Source organism: Butyrivibrio sp. AE3009 (genome assembly GCF_000420845.1).
Lineage (GTDB): Bacteria > Bacillota > Clostridia > Lachnospirales > Lachnospiraceae > Butyrivibrio.
Map to the genome: position 1 here is coordinate 58,418 of NZ_ATVS01000019.1, position 20,667 is coordinate 79,084.

The following is a 20,667-nucleotide window of genomic DNA, read 5'->3' on the forward strand; positions in this document are numbered from 1 at the left end:
GGTAGGACGATGAGTGAAGTTAAGAAAATTGCTACCAGAGACAGCTATGGTAAAGAACTTATAGAGCTTGCCAAGGTTAACGACAAGGTTGTAGTACTTGACGCAGACCTTGCAGCAGCAACAAGAACAGGTTGGTTTAAGAAGGAGTTTCCCGATCGCCACATCGACTGCGGTATCGCAGAGTGCAACATGATGGGCATCGCAGCAGGACTTGCTACAACAGGTAAGATTCCTTTCGTCAGCACATTTGCTATGTTTGCTACAGGACGTGCTTTCGAGCAGGTTCGTAACTCCATCGGATACCCTCATCTCAACGTTAAGATCGGCGGAACACACGCAGGAATCACCGTTGGTGAGGACGGTGCCAGCCATCAGTGTAACGAGGATATCGCACTTATGCGCACTATCCCCGGAATGGTTGTTATGTGCCCTGCAGATGACATCGAGGCAAGAGCCTGCGTAAGAGCAGCAGCTGAGCACGAAGGCCCTGTTTACATCAGATTCGGCCGTGCAGCTTGCCCTGTTGTTAATGACAGACCTGATTACAAGTTTGAGATTGGAAAAGGTACTGTACTTAGAGAGGGTAAAGATGTTAGTATTATAGCTACAGGTATCGGTGTCGGAGCAGCCCTTGAGGCAGCTGAGAAGCTCTCAGCTGACGGCATCGAGGCAGAAGTAGTTAACATCTGCACAATCAAGCCTATCGACAGAGAGCTTGTTGTAGCAACAGCCAAGAAGACCGGCAAGGTTGTTACAGTTGAGGAGCACTCAGTTATCGGTGGTCTCGGAAGTGCAGTAAGTGATGTTCTCGCAGAAGAGTGCCCTACACTTGTTAAGAAGATCGGTATGCAGGATAAGTTCGGTGAGTCCGGATCTGCAGCAGCTCTTGTTAAGAAGTACGGTCTCGACGGAGACGGTGTTTATACATCAGTAAAGGAATTTTTGAAATAATGATGAATATTTTAAGTCCCTCAATTTTGGCTGCCGATGTTGCTAACCTCGGTGAGCAGATCACAGCAGCTGACAAGGCGGGAGCTCAGTATATTCATATCGATGTTATGGATGGCACATTTGTGCCATCCATTTCCTATGGTATGAATGTTGTTCAGGGGCTTCGCAAAGTAACAGACAAGGTATTTGACGTGCACCTTATGATCACGGAGCCCATCAGATACATTGAGGAGTTCGCCAAGGCAGGCTCCGACATTATCACCTTCCATTTAGAGGCCGCCTCTGATGTACAGGCAGTTATCGACAAGATCCACAGCCTGGGCAAAAAGGCAGGAATCTCCATCAAGCCCGCAACTCCTGTTTCCGAGCTTCTTCCCTATCTTGATAAGGTAGAGATGATCCTTGTTATGACAGTGGAACCCGGCTTTGGCGGACAGGCTTTCATGCCTCACTGTGGTGAGAAGGTTAAGGAGCTTCGCGGTATACTTAACGAGCGAGGTCTTTCCACCGACATAGAAGTTGATGGTGGTATTTATCTTAGCAACCTCAAGGAAGTTCTTGATGACGGAGCCAACGTAATTGTTTCCGGCTCCGGTATATTCAAGGGCGATGTTACAGAGATTGTTTCTGAATATCTCAAGATAATGGCATAAAAAGAGGTCCCCTAGGGGACCTTTTTTAAGTTATTCATATGCATTTGTCGCATGAGCATTCCTTGGTGTTATTTTCTGTATAAGCATTTTCGTTGTCGACGTAAATATGCTTTGCGGGATAGTACTGAGGTTTCTTTTTTCTGTGTCTGAAGATCATTCCCTTCCAGATCTTGTAGAAGATGATTGCTTCAACAAACAGAACGATAAATCCAACTGCCAGGGCCATGAATACCATAATAACTTCGCCGATGCCATCGATAAAATTGAGCCAGAGCTGCTTGATGCCAAGTCCCAGTCTTGCAATGAAGGGGCGGCGGGTGCTATAGCTTATGTTGACCCTAAGGCTGGCATATTTCAGTGTGCGATCAAGCTCTTTCTGAGTGATGACATTGCTGTTGTAGGAGCTCTGGTCGTAGGAATCGACAATCTGATAACCCTGATAGTTAGTTATCTTCTGAGAATAAGTGGTTACAATGAAATGGTTGTCTTTGCAAAAATTCTCAAGACTGTCTGTAATAACGGGAATCTTGTCGTTGGGAATCTCAACGGTAAAAGACAAAGTACCTGTGGCAGTATATTCTTTTTCTGAGTCTGAAATATAGTCATCGGCGGGATCGATCACATATCCATTGTACTTGTTATCAACATTTTCAATGAAGCCGCCGTTTTCATTAACGAGCTTTTGTACAGATTCGTAATAGTCAAGCATGTCCTGCTTGGTCTTAGTCGTGTTTCCATTTGCTGCAAAATTATAGGAATAATCTGCGAAGTCACCTGAGATGGTGGTGGATGAATAATCGCCGCCTGTTGATTTGGAAGCGGATTCGCTTACGACGAAGAAACTATCCGATGATCCGGGCGCGACGCTTACGGATTCGGATTCCATAGCCGGGGCTTCATGATATGAATCGCCGCAGCCGGTGAGTAATGCCAGAGTAAGAAGCGGTATCAGCAACAGTTTTCTTTTTTTCATACAGTCCTCCTTGCGACGGCTGTGACGTCAGACCGTCAATACATCTACATATGATTTAAAAGTATAGCAATCGCCAAGGATGCGATGTAGCCTTTATTCGGCAAAATGAGCTGCGGCAAATGGCGAAAAAGAGGAATTAAGACGAAGAGTCATTTAAATATTCGCAATATTCTGACATTTTTTACAAGATTTTAATATATTTGTAATATTTCTGTAGCTATTATTGTGGATAAGGAGGTGTTTTGTATGAGAAGAAAAATTATGTCACTTGTATTGGGAACTGTTTTGGCATTGGGAACTCTTATTGGGGGAGCTGTCAATGCATCTGCCGCGAGTGCTTGGGGTGGCACACACGACGGAATGGCGCTGGATTATCACGACAGCAGCAAATTTGACATGGCAACCTGGAGCAACGGAGGAATGTTCAATTGCACATTTTCACCGAACAACATTGCATTCAGGAATGGTCAGATGGCAATCACCATCGACCGGAACTGGCAGGGTTACACAGCAGGCGAGTACCGCACCAAGAATTATTACGGCTACGGACTGTTCCAGGTTAACATGAAGCCTATCAAGAATCCCGGCGTTGTTTCATCCTTTTTTACCTACACAGGTCCAAGTGATGGGACAAAATGGGACGAGATCGATATCGAGTTCCTGGGAAAAGACACTACGAAGGTGCAGTTCAACTACTATACCAACGGACAGGGCAACCACGAGTACCTGTACAATCTTGGGTTTGATGCTTCCCAGAGTTTCCACACTTATGGATTTGACTGGAGACAGGGCAGCATAACCTGGTACGTTGACGGTAAGGCCGTTTATACGGCAACAAGGGATATTCCCACCACACCGGGCAAGATAATGATGAATGCCTGGAATGGAACCGGTGTTGATGACTGGCTTGAGGCTTACAACGGAAGAACCGGGATAACGGCTTATTATGACTGGGCATCCTATGATGCAAGTACAGGCGGTGGCAGCAATTCCGGAAATAAGAATTCCGGAAATAATAACTCCGGAAATAATAACTCCGGCAACAATAACTCAGGTAACAATAATTCAGGTAATAACAATTCCGGAAACAACAATTCGGGAAATACCAATTCCGGAGCTATGTTCGATTCATCCAAGGCATACAAGATCGTGAACTTCGCAAGCTCTATGGCAATGGATGTTCAGGGCAACAGAAGAGACAACGGAACCAACGTACTTCAGTATTATTACAGAGGCAATGCCAACCAGAAATGGTATTTTGTAAAAGAGGGCAATTACTACATTATTAAGAATGCCTCCACGGGCAAGGCCCTGTCGGTGCAGGATTCAGCTTCCTGGGATGGAGCTAATGTATATCAGTGGGATTATTACGGCGACGATAGCCAGAAGTGGGAAATTTATGCTGCAGCCAATAATACCTACAAGATCATCAACCACAAGAGCGGCAAGTGCCTCAATATCGCATATGGCAGCAACAGTGCCAATGCGAACATCGAGCAGTACAAGGATGTATCATCCAACTACGAGCGCTGGTGGATCGATATCGCAAATTAATTATTAAGCCGAAAAACTATATGCGGGACAAAATCAGCAGCCCGTAGGAAGTATATGGCCGCCGAAGAAATGTCATCTTGTTAATCAGAAGGCGGCAATCAAGAAGAGCAAGATGTAGCGGACTTTCAGCAAAATGGCGGTGGATTCGTGGAGGAAATCAGAATATGATGTGAAAAGATAAGGTTTTTATAAAGGAATTAAAGATATGAGTGATAGGAGCAAGAGGTGGATTCTTTCAGGGCTGCTGGCGGCGATGTTGATGGTGGGGATGCTGGGATGCGTCACCGGGAATGAGGCAGGCAGCAGTCAGGAACCGGATACTTCAGTAGGAGAAGCCGGTGTTGAGGAAGCCAGGGTGGATGAATCTGTAGCAGAGGAGAATGCATCAGAGGATACAGCATCAGAGGATACAACAGAGGGATCAGAGGTGGTGGAATCTACGCAGGAATCCAGTACAGAAGAATCCGGAGATAGCGCAAGTAAGGAAAGAGGGGAAGAGACTAAAATGGCAGAAGTAAAGAATGAAGAGAAGAATTTTCATGAGAATCCGATAGTAAGGAACATCTACACGGCAGATCCGGCGCCTATGGTGTATGGAGATACGCTTTATCTTTATACAACTCATGATGAGGATGAGCTGGTCAATGATTTTTACACCATGAAGGATTGGAGATGTTTTTCCACCAAGGATATGGTGAACTGGGAGGACCACGGCTGCATTTTTTCACTGGATGATATCGGCTGGGCGGATGACAGAGCCTGGGCGCCCCAGTGCATTGAGAGAAACGGCAAGTTCTATCTGTACTGTCCAGTGCACAAGAGAAACGGTGGAATGGCCATTGCAGTAGGTATTTCGGACAGCCCCGCAGGTCCTTTCAGGGATCTGGGACATCCGCTTGTTGATGAGGGTGATTGGAACGACATAGATCCCACTGTATTTATCGATGATGACGGGCGGGCTTATCTGTACTTCGGCAATCCTGAGCTTAGATATGTTCTTCTTAATGAAAACATGATCTCTTATGACAAAGAAGTGGGCATCGTTAAGGTTCCCATGACAGAGGAATCTTTTGCAAAAGGAAGTCATGACACAGGCACTTCCTATGGCGAGGGCCCTTGGTTCTACAAAAGGGACGGTCTCTACTATATGGTATATGCTGCCTTCGGCGAGGGCAAAAATATGGAGCACCTTGCTTATTCCACTTCGGAAGGCCCCACAGGCCCATGGGTTTATGGGGGAGTTCTAATGGATGAGAAGGATGGCGTATTTACTAACCATCCGGGAATCTGCGATTTCAAGGGACATTCCTATCTCTTTTACCACACAGGAGATCTGCCCGGAGGAAGCCTTTTCCACAGAAGTGTGTGCGTTGCTGAGTTTAACTACAATGAGGACGGCACAATTGATGTGATTCCCAAATGCAGCGGAGTCAGCAGAATAGATTGATGTAAAACCCATTAGAATTCACAGATTATTCATGAATGAGGCGGTTAATCCGCTTGTATATACGCTTACCGTGGTGCTAAAATATCGATATTTGAAGTATCATGGGAGGACGTAAGTATGGGAAAAGTGGTATCCAGAATAACACCAATATTATTATCCGCTTTTTTGGCGGCTGAGAGCGCAGTTTGTCTGCCTGAGCAGGTATATGCCTGTGAGGACGGGGCTGCGCTTTTTGAATGCGAAGATTTTGCAATAGATGAAACTGCTAAAGAGGAAGAAGCAGTAGAAATCGAAGAAGTACAATTAGAAGAAACTGAGACAGAAGAGACTGAGACAGAAGAGACTGAGACAGAAGAGACTGAATTCGAAGATGTTGAATTAGAGGAGTCAGAAACAGAAGAAGCCGACGATGAGACAGATTCAGAATTAACAGACGATGAAGACATTGACGATGCTGCTTTTCAGGGAGAGGTTACAACCAGGGATGAAGTGTTCCTGGAAGGAAAGTGTGGAGATAACCTTCAGTATCAGGTGATGAATCATTATACTACTGAGGTTAATGGCGGCCATGAGTTTACAAGCAAAAAAGTGATCATGAAGATCTCCGGCAGCGGCGAGATGTATGATTATTCTAAGGATAATCTTGCGCCATGGGCCAGTGAGTGGACGAATGTTTCTGAGATTACCTTTGAAGAGGGAATTACCAGCATCGGAGATTATGCCTTCTGTATGGCAATTCGCGGTCATGTGATACATAGTCCGGCAATTAAGCTGCCAAGTACTGTGAAGAGAGTAGGTAATCATGCATTTTATGGTACGGATCTTAGGTACGTGAAACTGCCTGAGGTTATGGATAGTGTTGGGGACTGTGCTTTTGCCAACTGCTCTCTTAGCACATATGCAAACAATGAAGTCGTTTTTCCCAAGACTATAAGATATATTGGAAAATATGCTTTTGCCGGTGCGCCTTTCAAGAATGGTATAGAGTTTAATGGAACAGAAGTAATTGATGATTCAGCTTTTTCCGGATGTAAGATTTCCGGGATTACATTTTCTGATTCTTTGAAGAAGATCGGAAGTGAGGCTTTTAAGGATGTTAAGTTAAGTCAGGCAGAGCTGACATTTCCGGTTGGATTGGAATACATAGGAGACAGGGCTTTTTACAATGCGAAGGCTTATAAAGTGGCCTTTAGAGGAGATGTTCCTGAGACATTGGGTAAGGATGTGTTTTTACACTTTGGTGCAGGCCCCACAGGCAGGGAACTTGTAATACGCTATCCTGTTGAATACCACAAGTGGGAGGAAGTTGTAAACGGTGATTATACCGAATGGACAGGAAGGGAAGTACAGTTTGAGGCTTATAAGAGCATTTTGAAGGCGCATTTCCATGACCCCTACGGAAATGTTATTGAGCAGATATACACAACTGAGAGCGTGCTTGTTGCTCCTGAGCTTGTGCTCAAAGAGGGAGACAAGCTGTATGGCTGGTACTCAGATGCTTATAATCAGTGCGTAGAAACCAGATGGAACTTTGAAACAGAGATTAAGGATGATGTCGATCTGTATGCAAGACTTGAGACAGCTGACTGCAGAGTTATGTTTGATACCGGATGTGACGCTGTCGTTCCCTATCAGATCATTCCCGGCGGCAAAACAGCTGTAATGCCGGCAAGTCCTAAGTGTGATGGCAAAATCTTCGTGCGTTGGGAGGACAAAAACGCTCCCGGCAAGGAGTTTGACTTCAGGACACCGTTATATGAAGATACAACACTTGTCGCTGTCTGGAGAGAGCCCGGAGTTGTGACCTGTTATGGCTATAAGTCCAGCGTTGAGTTTACCGGTTTTCCCGTCACATTCCCGGATCTTAAGGTGTTTTTGGACGAAGAAGAGCTCGCTTACGGAAGAGATTATACTGTGGACAATCATAACATTATAAATGCCGGACTTCATTCTTTTGCGGTTAAGCTTCAGGGCGATTATTCAGGCACAATCGGCCAGCTGTATTTTATCAATCGGGCAGTGCTTTCTGACGATCCTGATAAGACCAATGTATATTTTGCAAAGACGTGTCCGGTTCTTAAATACAATGGTAAGGTTCAGAAACCCAAGCCTGTGCTTAAGCTTAAATCCAAAGATGGTGAATACACCTTGAAGGAAGGCAGGGATTACACGCTGACCTATCCGCATACCGATAAAAAGTACGATGAGTATGATCCGGATGCTTATGAGTATGATCCGGATGCTTTCAAGGCACCGGGAGATTATGATGTTGTGATTGAAGGTAAGGGCAATTTTGCCGGAACTATGACGTGTTCAGTGACCATAAGTAAGCTGAAGGACTTCAGCAAGTGCAGCGTAAAGGTCTTGGAGGACTGTACATATACAGGAGAAGCGGAAATTCCCAGGCTTCTTGTAAAATACGGTAAAAAAGTATTGAAATGTTATGTGGATGACGAGTTTTATGGATGGGAGGAAGGAGATTACTATTACGAGTTAGGCAACTGTATCAATACCGGTATAGGTACGCTATATTTGTACCCGGTTGATACAAACACCTATTGCGGTGTGAAGGTTGTCCACTACAATATTGTGGGCACATCAATCAAGGACGCAGAAATCTCCGGAGTGGAAGACCTGGCGTATACAGGACAGAGTCGAATCCAGAAGAATCTGACTGTATCTTATGACGGCAAGGTCCTTCAGGGGATGCCAAGATATGAATTTGAAGCCGGAATGGCTGATCCCGACTATCCGGAATATCCTGACTGTAAGTATACCTATGAGTATATCAATAACGTGAAGATAGGTACTGCCAAGCTGGTGATCAAGGGTGTAAACGGTTTTTCCGGAGAGGTGACGATTCCCTTTAAGATTACAAAACCTTACATTACAAAGCTCGATACTATTGATATTCAGGAAAATGTAAGATACAGCTATAAAGGCGCTGAGCCCGAGGTTAAGCTTGTTGATGGCAGATATAGACTTGTTGAAGGAAAGGATTATTCCGTTAAGCTCTCAGGAAACAAGAAGCCGGGCACAGGCAAGATTGTGATCAAAGGAAAGGGTAATTATATCGGAACTATTACCGGGACCTTTGAAATAACTGCAAATGATCTTGGCAGCTCAGAAGTAACTGCTAAGGATATAGCTTTCAGAAAGAGCGCCTACATCAAACCGTCTGATCTGAGAATCATGGATGACCGCGGAAACAAGCTGAGGGTCGGCAAGGATATTGCCAAGGATATCACCTATAGCTATGCCAAGGATTGCGTAGTCATTCAGAAGGATGAAAAGGTCAAAAGAAATGCAGGTGACCCTGTTGATAAGAAGGATTGCCTTCAGTCAGGGACTGTTGTGAATTGCACCATTAAGGGCCTTTCCAATTACACCGGCGAGACTACTGTTACTTTCAGAATCATGGATAAACTCATAGATTACGCCAAGGTAACCATTAAGGATCAAGCTTATACTTCAATAGCAGTGGTTCCTGACAAAAAGAGTATAAGAGTAACGCTTGGTAAAACAGTACTTGACGATGATGACTATGAAATTGTTGGATGCACTAATAATGTTAGAGCAGGAAAAGCTACAATAACCCTCAAAGGCAAGGGCAATTACGGCGGAACTGTGACTGCTGCATTTAACATAACGCCAATGAAGACAAGACGTTACTAGAGTTTCCATTGACGAAATTTAGATGGTAAACTATAATAAAGTGCTCATGTGGGGAGGAGACTCTTCGCATGAGCATTTATTTTACTTTACTAAAGTGACAGGCACTATGGCAGGCTAAAGTGACAGGCACTGTTAAGAGGTACAGGAATGAGAATAATTTTTACATCTGATACACACGGACATTTGTTTCCGATAAATTATGCGAAGGACAAGGCTGAGAAATCGGGGCTATTTTGCCTGGCGTCGCAGATAGAGAAGGACGGCAATACGCTGGTGCTTGATGGAGGAGATTCCCTGCAGGGAACGCCGCTTCTGTCATATTATCTTGAGCACAAGGATGAGTATGACTTCAATCCGATGGCTGAGGGATTTAATGCCATGGGGCTGGATTACTATACTCTGGGCAATCATGACTTCAACTTCGGATACGAAGCAATTGCTGATTATGCCAAGTATATGAAGGCTCAGCTTATCAGCTGCAACGTGACAGACCTTGGGGGAGAGCTGGATATCAAAAAGAATGTGATCCACACCCTGGAAGATGGAACAAGAGTAGGTATAACCGCTGCAGTTACAGGATTTGTCAATGTTTGGGAGGCAAAAGAGCACCTTGAGAAGATCACTGTTTCCGAGCCTCTTCCTGCGATAAAAGAGCAGTATGAGTACCTTAAGGATAAATGCGACATCACAGTCTGCATCTATCATGGAGGCTTTGAGGAGGACTTACAGACAGGAAGACTTCTGTCTCAGACCGCTGAGAATCAGGCCTGCAGGATCATGAGAGAGATGGGATTTGACATTCTGCTCACCGGTCATCAGCATATTCCGGTTGAGGGCGTTACCATAGAGGGGACCTATGGCGTTCAGCCTCCGTCAAATGCGCTTAAATACTGCTATCTTGAGGCAAAAACTCCTGTGAATAAGGCTGAGGGCCTTGGCGTGACATCAAGTCTTGTTTCTGTAAAAGAGCCTGATGAGAGATATGAAGAGCTGGCAAAAGAGCATTCTTTCATGAACGAACTTACCGATAAAGTCCAGACCTGGCTTGACGAGCCAATCGGAAGCCTCGCAGAGGCCATTGCTCCCGAGCCAAAGCTTGAGACAGCCCTTAGCGGCAGCAAGGTTGCATCCATTTTTAACCAGGTTCAGCTGGAAAAAACAGGAGCAGACTTCTCCTGCACTTCTTTGGCCAACGATCCTCTTGGACTTAAGAAGGATATTACAGTAAGAGACGTGCTGGGAATCTACCAGTTTGCCAATACTATAGAAGTTAAGGAAGTTACCAAGGCAGTGCTGAAGCAGGCCCTTGAGAGAAGCGCAGAATACTTTGACTATAATGCTAAGACCGGCGAAGTTAAGGTTTCAAACATCTTCCTTCAGCCCAAGGTTGAGCATTATAACTACGATTATTACGCAGGCCTTGAGTACACCTTTGACCTTAGAAGACCTGTGGGAGACAGGGTTGTGACTCTTCGTAAAATAGACGGAACAGAGCTGTCAGATACCGAGACCTACACCCTCGTAACCAGCAACTACAGAGCCACAGGAACCGGCGGCTATCAGTGTATCGGAAATTGCAAGACCATCCGCAGCACAACAGACGAGATGCCGGATCTTCTCATCGACTTTATCCGCAGACACACCCCCGTACCCGAGATCCACAATAGCAAATTCACCTGTATCAGATAATATAGCATTTATACCGAGCCATGGCCTCAATCACAGCGGTCATGGCTTTTTTATTTCCCAATATCTTATCTTCCTAACAAAAAACAGCACAGGCTCGGGGTGGGAGGCGCACGAAAACAAGCTTTTTTACGGTGGTTATATGTTCCTAGCTGTATCATCAAAAGACTTCTTCTCCAGGGATAGAAGGTTTGACAATTTGTGCGAGGGAAGGCATACTATAGTAGAGTTTTTATCGATTTTTATATGAAGAAGGTCTTAAAATGTATAAGAGATTAGAGCGAAACGATCCCTGCTGGTGCGGCAGCGGCAAGAAGTACAAGAGCTGCCATGCTGCCTTTGACGACAAGCTCATCAGCTTCGAGCATCAGGGCATCAAGATCCCGGACAGAGGATTATTCAAAACCGAAAAGGATATTGAAGGCATCAAAAAGAGCGCCGTTATCAACATGGCTGTTCTTGATGAGGTCGGCGACAAGATCAGAGCCGGCATGTCGACTCAGCAGATAGACGACATAGTTAACGAGGTCACCAGGAAGATGGGGGGCACCCCAGCGGACTTAAATTATGAGGGCTTTCCCAAGAGTGTTTGCACCTCAATCAATGATGAAGTTTGCCATGGTATCCCTTCTGATGACATCATCCTGAAGGATGGCGATATTATTAACGTAGACTGTTCCACAATTCTCGACGGATATTTCTCAGATTCATCACGAATGTTCTGCATCGGTGATGTTTCTCCCGAGAAGAAGAGACTTGTCGATGTGACAAAAGAGTGCGTTGAAGTGGGTCTTAAGGCAGTTATTCCCTGGACTCCCATCGGAGATATGGGCTACGCTGTTCACCAGCACGCACTTAAAAACGGATATACAGTAGTCAGGGAAATCGGCGGCCACGGCTGCGGCAACGCTTTCCATGAGGAGCCTTTTGTAAGCTACGTCAGCAAAAAAGGCACAGGAATGCTGATGGTTCCCGGTATGGTATTCACCATCGAACCTATGGTAAATATGGGCAAGCAGGAGATCTTCATCGATGATGAGAACGACTGGACCGTATACACCCAGGATGGAATGCCTTCCGCACAGTGGGAAGTAGAGATCCTTGTCACCGAGACAGGCTACGAATTACTCTGCTGGTAAAAGTAATCACCTGGTGTACTACTTTGTTCCGGAAAACGCATTAGCGTTTTAGCGGAATTTCCATATGAAAAAAGTTAGGAAGGATATAAAAATGCAGAATAAAGGTAAATACTACATCACAACTGCCATCGCATATACCTCAGGTAAGCCTCATATAGGCAACAGCTATGAGATCGTGCTGGCAGATGCTATTGCAAGATATAAGAGAAAAGACGGCTACGATGTTCACTTCCAGACAGGCTCAGATGAGCACGGACAGAAGATCGAGACAAGAGCTATCGAGGCCGGCTGCGCATCTCCCAAGGAATTCGTAGACCAGGTATCAGATACGATCAAGGGACTGTGGAACCTTATGGACACATCCTATGACAGATTCATCAGAACCACAGATGATGACCATGTTAAGCAGGTTCAGAAGATCTTCAAAAAGTTCTATGACCAGGGCGATATTTACAAGGGATCTTACAAGGGAATGTACTGTACAGAGTGCGAGGCTTTTTACACAGAGTCTCAGCTCGTTGACGGCAAGTGCCCTGAGTGCGGCGGCCCTGTTCATCCCGCTGAGGAGGAAGCTTACTTCTTCAAGATGAGCAAATATGCCGACAGGCTTATCGAGCACATCAACACTCATCCCGAGTTCATTCAGCCCGTTGCACGTAAGAACGAGATGATGAACAACTTCCTGCTTCCCGGACTTCAGGATCTGTGCGTATCCAGAACCTCCTTCAAGTGGGGAATTCCTGTTGATTTCGACGACAAGCACGTAGTTTACGTATGGCTTGATGCTCTCACCAACTACATAACCGGTATCGGCTATGATGCGGACGGTAACAGCACAGAGCAGTACAAGAAGTACTGGCCTGCAGACCTTCACCTTATCGGTAAGGATATTATCCGTTTCCATACTATTTACTGGCCTATCTTCCTTATGGCCCTCGGCGAGCCCCTTCCGAAGCAGGTATTCGGACATCCCTGGCTCCTTCAGGGCGGCGAGAAGATGAGTAAGTCCAAGGGCAACGTTATCTACGCAGATGATCTTGTTAGCCTCTTTGGCGTTGATCCCGTAAGATACTTCGTTCTTCACGAGATGCCTTTTGACAACGACGGTGTTATCACCTGGGAGCTGATGGTTGAGCGTTTCAATTCAGATCTTGCCAACACACTGGGCAACCTGGTTAACCGTACCATCGCAATGAGCAACAAGTATCTCGGAGGTGTTCTTGCTGACAAGGGCGTAGCTGAGGACGTTGATGCAGACCTTAAGGCAGTTGTAACCGGCTGTTATGACAAGGTTGAGAAAAAAATGGATGAGCTTCGCGTAGCCGATGCTCTCACAGAGATATTCACTCTTTTCAAGAGATGCAATAAGTATATCGACGAGACAGAGCCCTGGGTTCTTGGTAAGGACGAGGCAAAGAAGGACAGACTTTCTACAGTTCTGTACAACCTCGTAGAGTCAATCTCAATAGGTGCGGCTCTCCTTGATCCTTTTATGCCCGAGACTGCAGAGAAGATCAGACAGCAGCTCAATTCTCCCGAGAGAGACTTCGACAGCCTTGATAAGTTCGGTGTATATGCAAACGGAACCAAGGTTGTGGAGACACCCGAGATGCTTTTTGCCCGTAAGGACTTAAAGGACGTTCTTGAAAAGGCAGCAGAGATCACAAGAAAGCAGAAGGAAGACTTCGAGAAATCGCAGGCTATCGCAGCTGAGAACCTCTATAAGGCAGGACTTGGTCCCGCACCCGCTAAGGCAGAGGATAAGGCTGATGATGCGGCAGTTATCGATATTCCTGCCAAGGAAGAGATTGAGTATGACGATTTTGGCAAGATGCAGTTCCAGGTAGGTGAGATCATCGCCTGCGAGGCAGTTGAGAAGTCCAAGAAGCTTCTTTGCTCACAGGTTAAGATCGGAAGCCAGGTTAAGCAGATTGTTTCCGGAATCAGAAAATATTACACACCTGAGGAGATGGTTGGTAAGAAGGTAATGGTTCTTGTTAACCTTAAGCCCGCCAAGCTTGCAGGAGTTCTTTCTGAGGGAATGCTTCTGTGCGCTGAGGATGCTGAAGGCAACCTTGCCCTCATGACTCCCGAGAAGCCTATGCCATCAGGAGCTGAGATCTGCTGATAGTAATAAAAGATTTGTTTGTATAGCGCTCATTTAATTGTGGTATTATAAATATATAACCTAAAATTATATGTGGAGGGATTCCTGTTATGGTACGCAAAGAGGAAGTGACTTACAAATCAAGAGACAGACAGACCATGATCCATGCAATCAAGTGGATTCCTGAGGGACAGCCCATTGCTATTCTTCAGATCATTCACGGAATGCAGGAGTACATTGACCGCTATGATGAGTTCGCACGCTTTTTGGCTGAGAAGAACATCCTGGTTATGGGTAATGACCATCTGGGACACGGCGGTTCCATCGGCGAACACGGTACCAAAGGATATTTCTGTAAGGATGACGCCGCAACCGTTCTAGTGCGTGATGCTCACAGGCTTAAGAAGATGGTTCAGGAAGAGTATCCCGGAATTCCGGTATTTATCCTGGGACACAGCTTTGGCTCTTTTGTTGCCAGAGAGTACATAACAAGATACGGAACAGGTATCGCAGGTGCCATTATTCAGGGCACAGCTTTTGCACCCACCGGAACAGTTAAGTCAATGGGCAGTTTGTGCAGCTTCCTTAGCTTCTTCCTTGGAGAGAAGACCCGTTCAAATATGGTCAATAATATGGCTTTCAAGGGATATCTCAAGAAGATTCCAAATGCCAGAACCAAGCAGGACTGGCTTTCTCATAATGAGAAGAGCGTTGACAAGTACATTGCAGATCCGTTCTGTAACTTCGTATTTACTCTGAACGGATTCAAGACCATGGCGACACTCCTTACCAGAGTTCAGAATGTGGAGCTTATGGAGGATATTCCTAAAGAACTTCCTATCCTTATCACAGCAGGTAAAGAGGATCCTGTAGGTAACTACGGAGAGGGCCCTGAGAAGCTTTTATATATTTATAAAAATACCCTTCAGCTGAAAAATGTTGAGATCAAGATGTATGATGGTATGCGTCATGAGCTTCAGCAGGAAATCGGCAGAGAAAAAGTATTTGCCGATCAGTATGAGTGGATTAAGAAAGTAGCAGACAAAGTTGCAAAAGGTTGACACTTCAAAAATAATGGTAAGATTTGCTTACCATTCTGACTGGGACGGGGCTATGAAGCTTGCCTGGGATACCTTCGTAAGATTCGATGCCCCCGACTATTCTCAGGAAGGAATAGAGAATTTCCGCAAGTTTGTCACAGATGATACTTTAAGGAAAATGTTTCTGGCGGGTAACTACCAGCTCTTTGTGGCAATTGATGCGGATAAGTGTGTAGGTATGCTTTCCCTCAGAGAGAGAAAGCATATTTCTCTGTTATTTGTAGATGCGGATTACCATCATAACGGCGTGGCCAGTGCCCTTATACATTTTGCCGGATATTATGTGGCTAATGAAGAGGGCTTTGAACAGATGACTGTTAATGCTTCGCCTTATGCGGTGGGATTCTATCACCGCAAGGGCTTCTATGACCTGGGTGTGGAGACAGTGGCAGATGGCATCAGATTTACGCCGATGCAGCTGGATTTACATAGATACAAAAGGAAATAATTTTTAGAAAGTAAAAGGTTTTACGGTTTTATGGGTAAGTTATTTGATCTCGACAGCCCGCTTATGCGAGCACTCACAAGAATCGCGGATATCATGATTCTTAATCTACTGACAATTCTGTTCGCTCTTCCCCTTGTATTTGAACAGGTACTGATGCTGTATCCGGTATATGAGGCGCTTATGAATGCCACGGATATTATAGAGCTCAAGGCCTATACGGGAATGATCATTGCCGCCTGGCTTGGCGGAATCGTATGCTCTATACCGCTTGGCGCTGCCTGCACGGGAATGCACTACGTGCTTCTCAAGATGGTAAGAGATGAGGACAGCTATATTGTCAAATCCTTCTTCAAGTCATTTAAGGAAAACTTCAAGCAGGCCACTGTTCTTCAGGTAATCAAGTTTGGTATCGCCGGTATTTTGTTCCTTGATTTTCTCATTATGCTGGGAAATGGCACGATTTACGGTTATATTGTGCTTGCCTTTGCACTTATTCTGTATATGGCATCGCTGTATACCTTCCCGCTCTTGTCCAAGTTTGTAAATACAGTTCCGGGAACAATCAAGAACTCATTCCTTATGGCAGTACTTGCGCTGCCCAAGACAGTTCTTATGGCATTTGCAACAGCTATTCCGATTGTGGTTCTGTACTTCTTTGATCTTAGAGCTGTTCCTGTTATGATCCTTATCGGCATAGCAGGTCCTGCATATCTGGAGGCGCTTCTCTACAATAATACCTTCAAGCGTTTCGAGCCAAAGGAAGAAGAAATCTCCGAAGAGGAAGAACTTAATAGAGCAATCTCCAAAATTGATGAGGACAGCACGGTAGAGTAATCTACCGTGTTTTTTTGTGTGGATACCCGGACGGAACTTGCGGGAGGAAAGGCATCCCACAGAAGGATGGCAGAAATAGTCGCCCCTCGTTCGCTTAGATTGCATGGTCCGCTCATCAGGCCCCGTCTAATCTACGGCTCAAAAACTCCGCCCGGGATATGGTTAAAGTTTGTGACAGCTTCCGGAGCTTGGAACTTCCGGCGGTACAAGAACTGCACATTTTTCTATGTTTCCGCCGAAAGTTCCAAACTCCGGAAGCCGGCGAAGACTTAGAACATCGGAAGCACCGGGCGTCAGACAATGAGCCGTGGACAGATTACCCGTGACCTTCTGACCGGGCTCATGAATCTATGCGCTCTCTCAGAGGCGACTATTTCTGCCATCCTTCTGCGTGCTACCTTTCCTCCTCGCAAGTTGCTGACCCTCGATGCCACAAAAAATGGAGGAGTAATCAGCTTACTCTACCGGTAGCTTACGGGGGAGGCTTCAATCGCGAAAACAAAAAAGGACTGTAGTATTCAGAATGCAGGGTATGTTTGAATGGTGACTTGAATATATGCGGAGAGCATATTGGGTTATTTGTTAGTCTTAAGTTTGTATACAAGGAATATTGTATAGATTGTGGCTATGATCAATAGCGCAAGCCAGAGATAAAACCGGGAAGCTCCTAACCAGAGAATAAGGTCAATCTCAGCTTTGACACCTTCCCAGCCATAATATGTAACTGCATTATCACTGAAAAAACCTGCTATATTTACACCATCTCGGTAGGCATGAATCAGCTCAGTTACATAAACAACTCCCGGAATAAAAGCTATTATCCACAGAAAAACATCAATCCCAATAAGTACTTCTTTCTTCTCATTATCCATAACTTAAATTCCCCACTATGTTTTTTACTTTATTTTTTCGCGTTATTACCCCATTCTATTTCAAATATTCATCCAAATATACAACTCATAAGCCAGAAAACACTCGGCTATTTTCCTAAATCTGCAATTTATGTATCGGGGCAACTATTAAGTAACCTAAGCAAACGTGGATTGCAGCCTCCCAGACACTGTGCATATTTGCATTAGGTTTTGAATATATAGACCAACATTTGGAATTGATTTGAGTTACCATACACAGTCCCTTTCGATAGACTTGGCGGAGGCACAGTGGAGGGATAGAAATATTCGCCTGTGAGAGAGCGCTAAGATTCATGAGCCCTTGAAGATACCCTTCATAATCTGTCCACGGCTCATTGTCTGACGCCCGGCACCTGCGATGTTCACAGTCTTCGCCAGCTTTCGGGGCTTGGCTCTGCCGGGGAAAGCATACAAAATGTGCAGTTCTTGTACGACGCGATGATTATCAAGACGAGAGGACGAAGGAATGACGACTGTTCACGAATAGGCATGAGTAGGAGGCATTCCTTTGGCATCGAGTCTTAGATAATCACAAGGCGCACGAAAACAAGCATTTTGTATGCTTCCCCCGGAAGAACCAAGCCTTGGAAGCTGTCATAAACTTTAATCACTCACCGGGCGGAGTTTTGAGCCGTAGATTATGGAGAGTAGAAGCAAGGGCCATGCAATCTAAGCGAGCGAGGGGCGAATATTTCTATCACTCCACTGTGACTCTCTAAAATCCCCAAAAGGGACGTCCGGGAAACCAAAACTAACCAAATTGGAGATATTCAATATACAAATTGCACAGTGTTAAAAAAAATTATTCGGCATTATTTTGGAGAGGGGGAAAAAGGGCTTTTTTCTTTGGCAGAATTGCTAATGAAAAGTTAAATATTTGTGAAAATAGTGAATAGTAAATAAAAAACGTTGAAGATATACTTTTATTGTTGAATGGCAATTATGCTATGTAAATTTAGGAGGATTAAAAGGTATGGCAAGTTTATCACTTGAGCATGTTACTAAAGTTTATCCTAACGGTTTTGAGGCTGTTAAGGACTTCAACCTCAACATCGAGGATAAAGAGTTTATCATTTTCGTAGGACCTTCAGGATGTGGTAAGTCCACAACCCTTCGTATGATCGCAGGTCTTGAGGATATCTCTTCAGGTACTCTTAAGATTGGTGACAGAGTAGTTAATGACGTTGAGCCTAAGGACAGAGATATCGCGATGGTATTCCAGAACTACGCTCTGTATCCTCATATGACAGTATATGATAACATGGCTTTCGGACTTAAGCTTCGTAAAGTTCCTAAGGCTGAGATCGACAAGATGGTTAGAGAGGCAGCTAAGATCCTTGATCTTGAGAAGCTCCTTGATCGTAAGCCTAAGGCTCTTTCAGGTGGACAGAGACAGCGTGTTGCTATGGGACGTGCTATCGTTCGTAACCCTAAGGTATTCCTTATGGACGAGCCTCTTTCAAACCTTGATGCAAAGCTCCGTGTACAGATGAGAACTGAGATCGCTAAGCTTCACCAGAGACTTGGCACAACAATCATCTACGTTACACATGACCAGACAGAGGCTATGACTCTTGGTACAAGAATCGTAGTTATGAAGGACGGTGTTGTTCAGCAGGTTGACACACCTCAGAACCTCTATGACAAGCCGGGCAACCTCTTCGTTGCTGGATTCATGGGATCACCTCAGATGAACTTCCTTGATGCTGATTGCGAAGTTCAGGGCGACAAGGCATTCCTTAAGATCGCTGGTCAGTCAATCGAGCTTCCTCCTGCAAAGGCTAAGAAGCTTATCGAGGGTGGCTACGCTGGCAAGAAGGTTGTATTCGGTATCAGACCTGAGGATGTTGATGATTCAGAGATGGTTGTTAGCACATCTAAGGCTGTATTCGAGTCAACAATCAACGTATACGAGCTTCTCGGTGCAGAAGTTTATCTGTACTTTGATCTTGCTGAGTTCCCTATCACAGCTAGAGTTGATTCAAGAACAACAGCTAGACCTGGCGATAAGGTTAAGTTTGCGTTCGATGTTGAGAAGATCCACGTATTCGACAAAGAGACAGAGAAGACCATCACCAACTAATATTGATTTCCCGGAGCCGTGCATTTTGCACGGCTCTTTTTTGTGATATAGGAAATATCTCCGAAATTCCTATATCATAAAAAGAGCTGATAAAAATGCAGGGCTGGAAATGAGTATTGAGTTGGTGATGCGTCTGGGGCGACGTTTGGTGAGAGGGGGAGAAAAGTTGAATGAGGATGGTGGTTGGCTAAATGGTGGGAGAAGTGAAAGAGATGGGAGAAGTGAAAGAAGGCAAAAAGGGTATTTGTCATAATTGTTGTGATATTAGAGAATATTACCGATGGCCAAATAGATTTGACGATTAATAATTGCATTTGATGATTAATTTCTGAAAATATAATAAAATGTTGTTATATCGTCAATGTTTGTTTGATAAATAGGGGGTATACGATGGCATCATTATCATCAATCAAAGGGTTAAATTCGTCTCAGATAGGAAGTCTTTCGCAGCTGTGTAGTATTGCGACGGCGGATAAGTTGTTGGAGGTGGGGAAGACGCCGGGGGAGAGGAAGGTAATTGCGGATAAGCTGGGTGTTGACAGGAGATATGTGGATCTGTGGGTGAAGCAGGCGGATATGCTGAGAGTTCAGGGAATGACGGGGGACCAGGCATTTATTTTGGTTGCTGCGGGAATTCGCAGTGTGAGTGATCTGGCTGAGGTTGATTATGGCTACGCGAAAAGAGCGGTCAAGGCGGTGTCAAATGCACATCCTGAGTATAAGTATGATGAGGCTTCATTGGATGAGATGATGAACGAGGCAGAGAAGATGACTTCTTCGCTTGAGTTTGATGATGCTGATCCTGAGCCTAAGCAGCTGTATGCAGGAGGAAACACCAAGGGGATAAAGGTTGAAGCGGATAGTTTTAACGGAACAATGACATTTACAAGTGGAGATGATGTTTTCCAGATTGAACTACCGGAAGGGTATAAGTGGGAAAGCACCACATCCTTCAAGATGACACCAAGCGATGGCAGCACCGGCAGTGATAGCGATGATGGCGGAAACAGAACCAGGCCCACGGGAAGAGTAGATCACCCGGGAATGACGGGCGGAGGAAGTGGTATTAATAGCGGTACCCATGATAGCAGTAATAACAGTGGAAA

The 20,667-nt window shown here is 45.1% G+C and carries 15 protein-coding genes; 13 read left to right on the forward strand and 2 right to left on the reverse strand.

From position 1 onward, the window contains the following. Positions 1-9 precede the first annotated feature (9 nt). Together G588_RS0111140 and rpe are read left to right on the forward strand one after the other, a co-directional pair. On the forward strand, positions 10-951 hold the full coding sequence (locus tag G588_RS0111140) for a transketolase family protein (protein WP_022778818.1): 942 nt from the start codon (positions 10-12) through the stop codon (positions 949-951). Further along, on the forward strand, positions 951-1,604 hold the full coding sequence (gene rpe / locus G588_RS0111145) for a ribulose-phosphate 3-epimerase (protein WP_022778819.1): 654 nt from the start codon (positions 951-953) through the stop codon (positions 1,602-1,604). Before G588_RS0111140 ends, rpe begins: the two co-directional genes overlap by 1 nt. Positions 1,605-1,638: 34 nt before the next feature. Here rpe and G588_RS0111150 read toward each other — a convergent pair whose 3' ends face one another. After that, on the reverse strand, positions 1,639-2,577 hold the full coding sequence (locus G588_RS0111150; RefSeq protein ID WP_022778820.1) for a hypothetical protein: 939 nt from the start codon (positions 2,575-2,577) through the stop codon (positions 1,639-1,641). Between the two features lie 246 nt (positions 2,578-2,823). Here G588_RS0111150 and bglS point away from each other — a divergent pair, with 246 nt between their 5' ends. The 9 genes from bglS to G588_RS19995 all read left to right on the forward strand — a co-directional run bounded on the left by bglS (position 2,824) and on the right by G588_RS19995 (position 16,567). After that, a complete protein-coding gene (gene bglS / locus G588_RS23380) occupies positions 2,824-4,131 on the forward strand; it encodes a beta-glucanase (RefSeq protein ID WP_022778821.1) in 1,308 nt (435 codons plus the stop codon). A gap of 205 nt (positions 4,132-4,336) precedes the next feature. Continuing rightward, positions 4,337-5,578: a glycoside hydrolase family 43 protein gene (locus G588_RS19985; protein WP_242830362.1), complete on the forward strand. Its 1,242-nt coding sequence runs from the start codon at positions 4,337-4,339 to the stop codon at positions 5,576-5,578. Between the two features lie 117 nt (positions 5,579-5,695). Further along, entirely contained in the window at positions 5,696-9,253 is a 3,558-nt protein-coding gene (locus G588_RS0111165; RefSeq protein ID WP_022778823.1) for a leucine-rich repeat domain-containing protein, read from the forward strand. Between the two features lie 147 nt (positions 9,254-9,400). Continuing rightward, on the forward strand, positions 9,401-10,942 hold the full coding sequence (locus G588_RS19990) for a bifunctional metallophosphatase/5'-nucleotidase (protein ID WP_022778824.1): 1,542 nt from the start codon (positions 9,401-9,403) through the stop codon (positions 10,940-10,942). Positions 10,943-11,202: 260 nt separating this feature from the next. Further along, positions 11,203-12,078, forward strand: a complete 876-nt coding sequence (locus tag G588_RS0111175; RefSeq protein ID WP_022778825.1) for a methionyl aminopeptidase — start codon at positions 11,203-11,205, stop codon at positions 12,076-12,078. A 91-nt stretch (positions 12,079-12,169) separates the two neighbouring features. After that, the gene (gene metG / locus G588_RS0111180) at positions 12,170-14,206 is read left to right on the forward strand and encodes a methionine--tRNA ligase (RefSeq protein WP_022778826.1); all 2,037 of its coding nucleotides are present in this window, start codon (positions 12,170-12,172) and stop codon (positions 14,204-14,206) included. 89 nt (positions 14,207-14,295) lie between these two features. Then, positions 14,296-15,246: an alpha/beta fold hydrolase gene (locus G588_RS0111185; RefSeq protein ID WP_022778827.1), complete on the forward strand. Its 951-nt coding sequence runs from the start codon at positions 14,296-14,298 to the stop codon at positions 15,244-15,246. Between the two features lie 13 nt (positions 15,247-15,259). Then, entirely contained in the window at positions 15,260-15,733 is a 474-nt protein-coding gene (locus G588_RS0111190; protein ID WP_022778828.1) for a GNAT family N-acetyltransferase, read from the forward strand. Between the two features lie 30 nt (positions 15,734-15,763). Then, entirely contained in the window at positions 15,764-16,567 is an 804-nt protein-coding gene (locus G588_RS19995) for a YesL family protein (RefSeq protein WP_022778829.1), read from the forward strand. Between the two features lie 575 nt (positions 16,568-17,142). Here the strand turns inward: G588_RS19995 and G588_RS0111200 are convergent. Beyond that, positions 17,143-17,439, reverse strand: a complete 297-nt coding sequence (locus G588_RS0111200) for a hypothetical protein (RefSeq protein ID WP_022778830.1) — start codon at positions 17,437-17,439, stop codon at positions 17,143-17,145. Between the two features lie 1,012 nt (positions 17,440-18,451). Between G588_RS0111200 and G588_RS0111205 the strand changes: the two genes are divergently transcribed. Together G588_RS0111205 and G588_RS20000 are read left to right on the forward strand one after the other, a co-directional pair. Beyond that, positions 18,452-19,561 (forward strand): ABC transporter ATP-binding protein, encoded by a 1,110-nt coding sequence (locus G588_RS0111205; RefSeq protein ID WP_022778831.1) that lies wholly within the window; start codon positions 18,452-18,454, stop codon positions 19,559-19,561. A 390-nt stretch (positions 19,562-19,951) separates the two neighbouring features. After that, positions 19,952-20,667: DUF4332 domain-containing protein (locus G588_RS20000; RefSeq protein WP_155830787.1), on the forward strand; the 716-nt coding region annotated here is incomplete at its 3' end.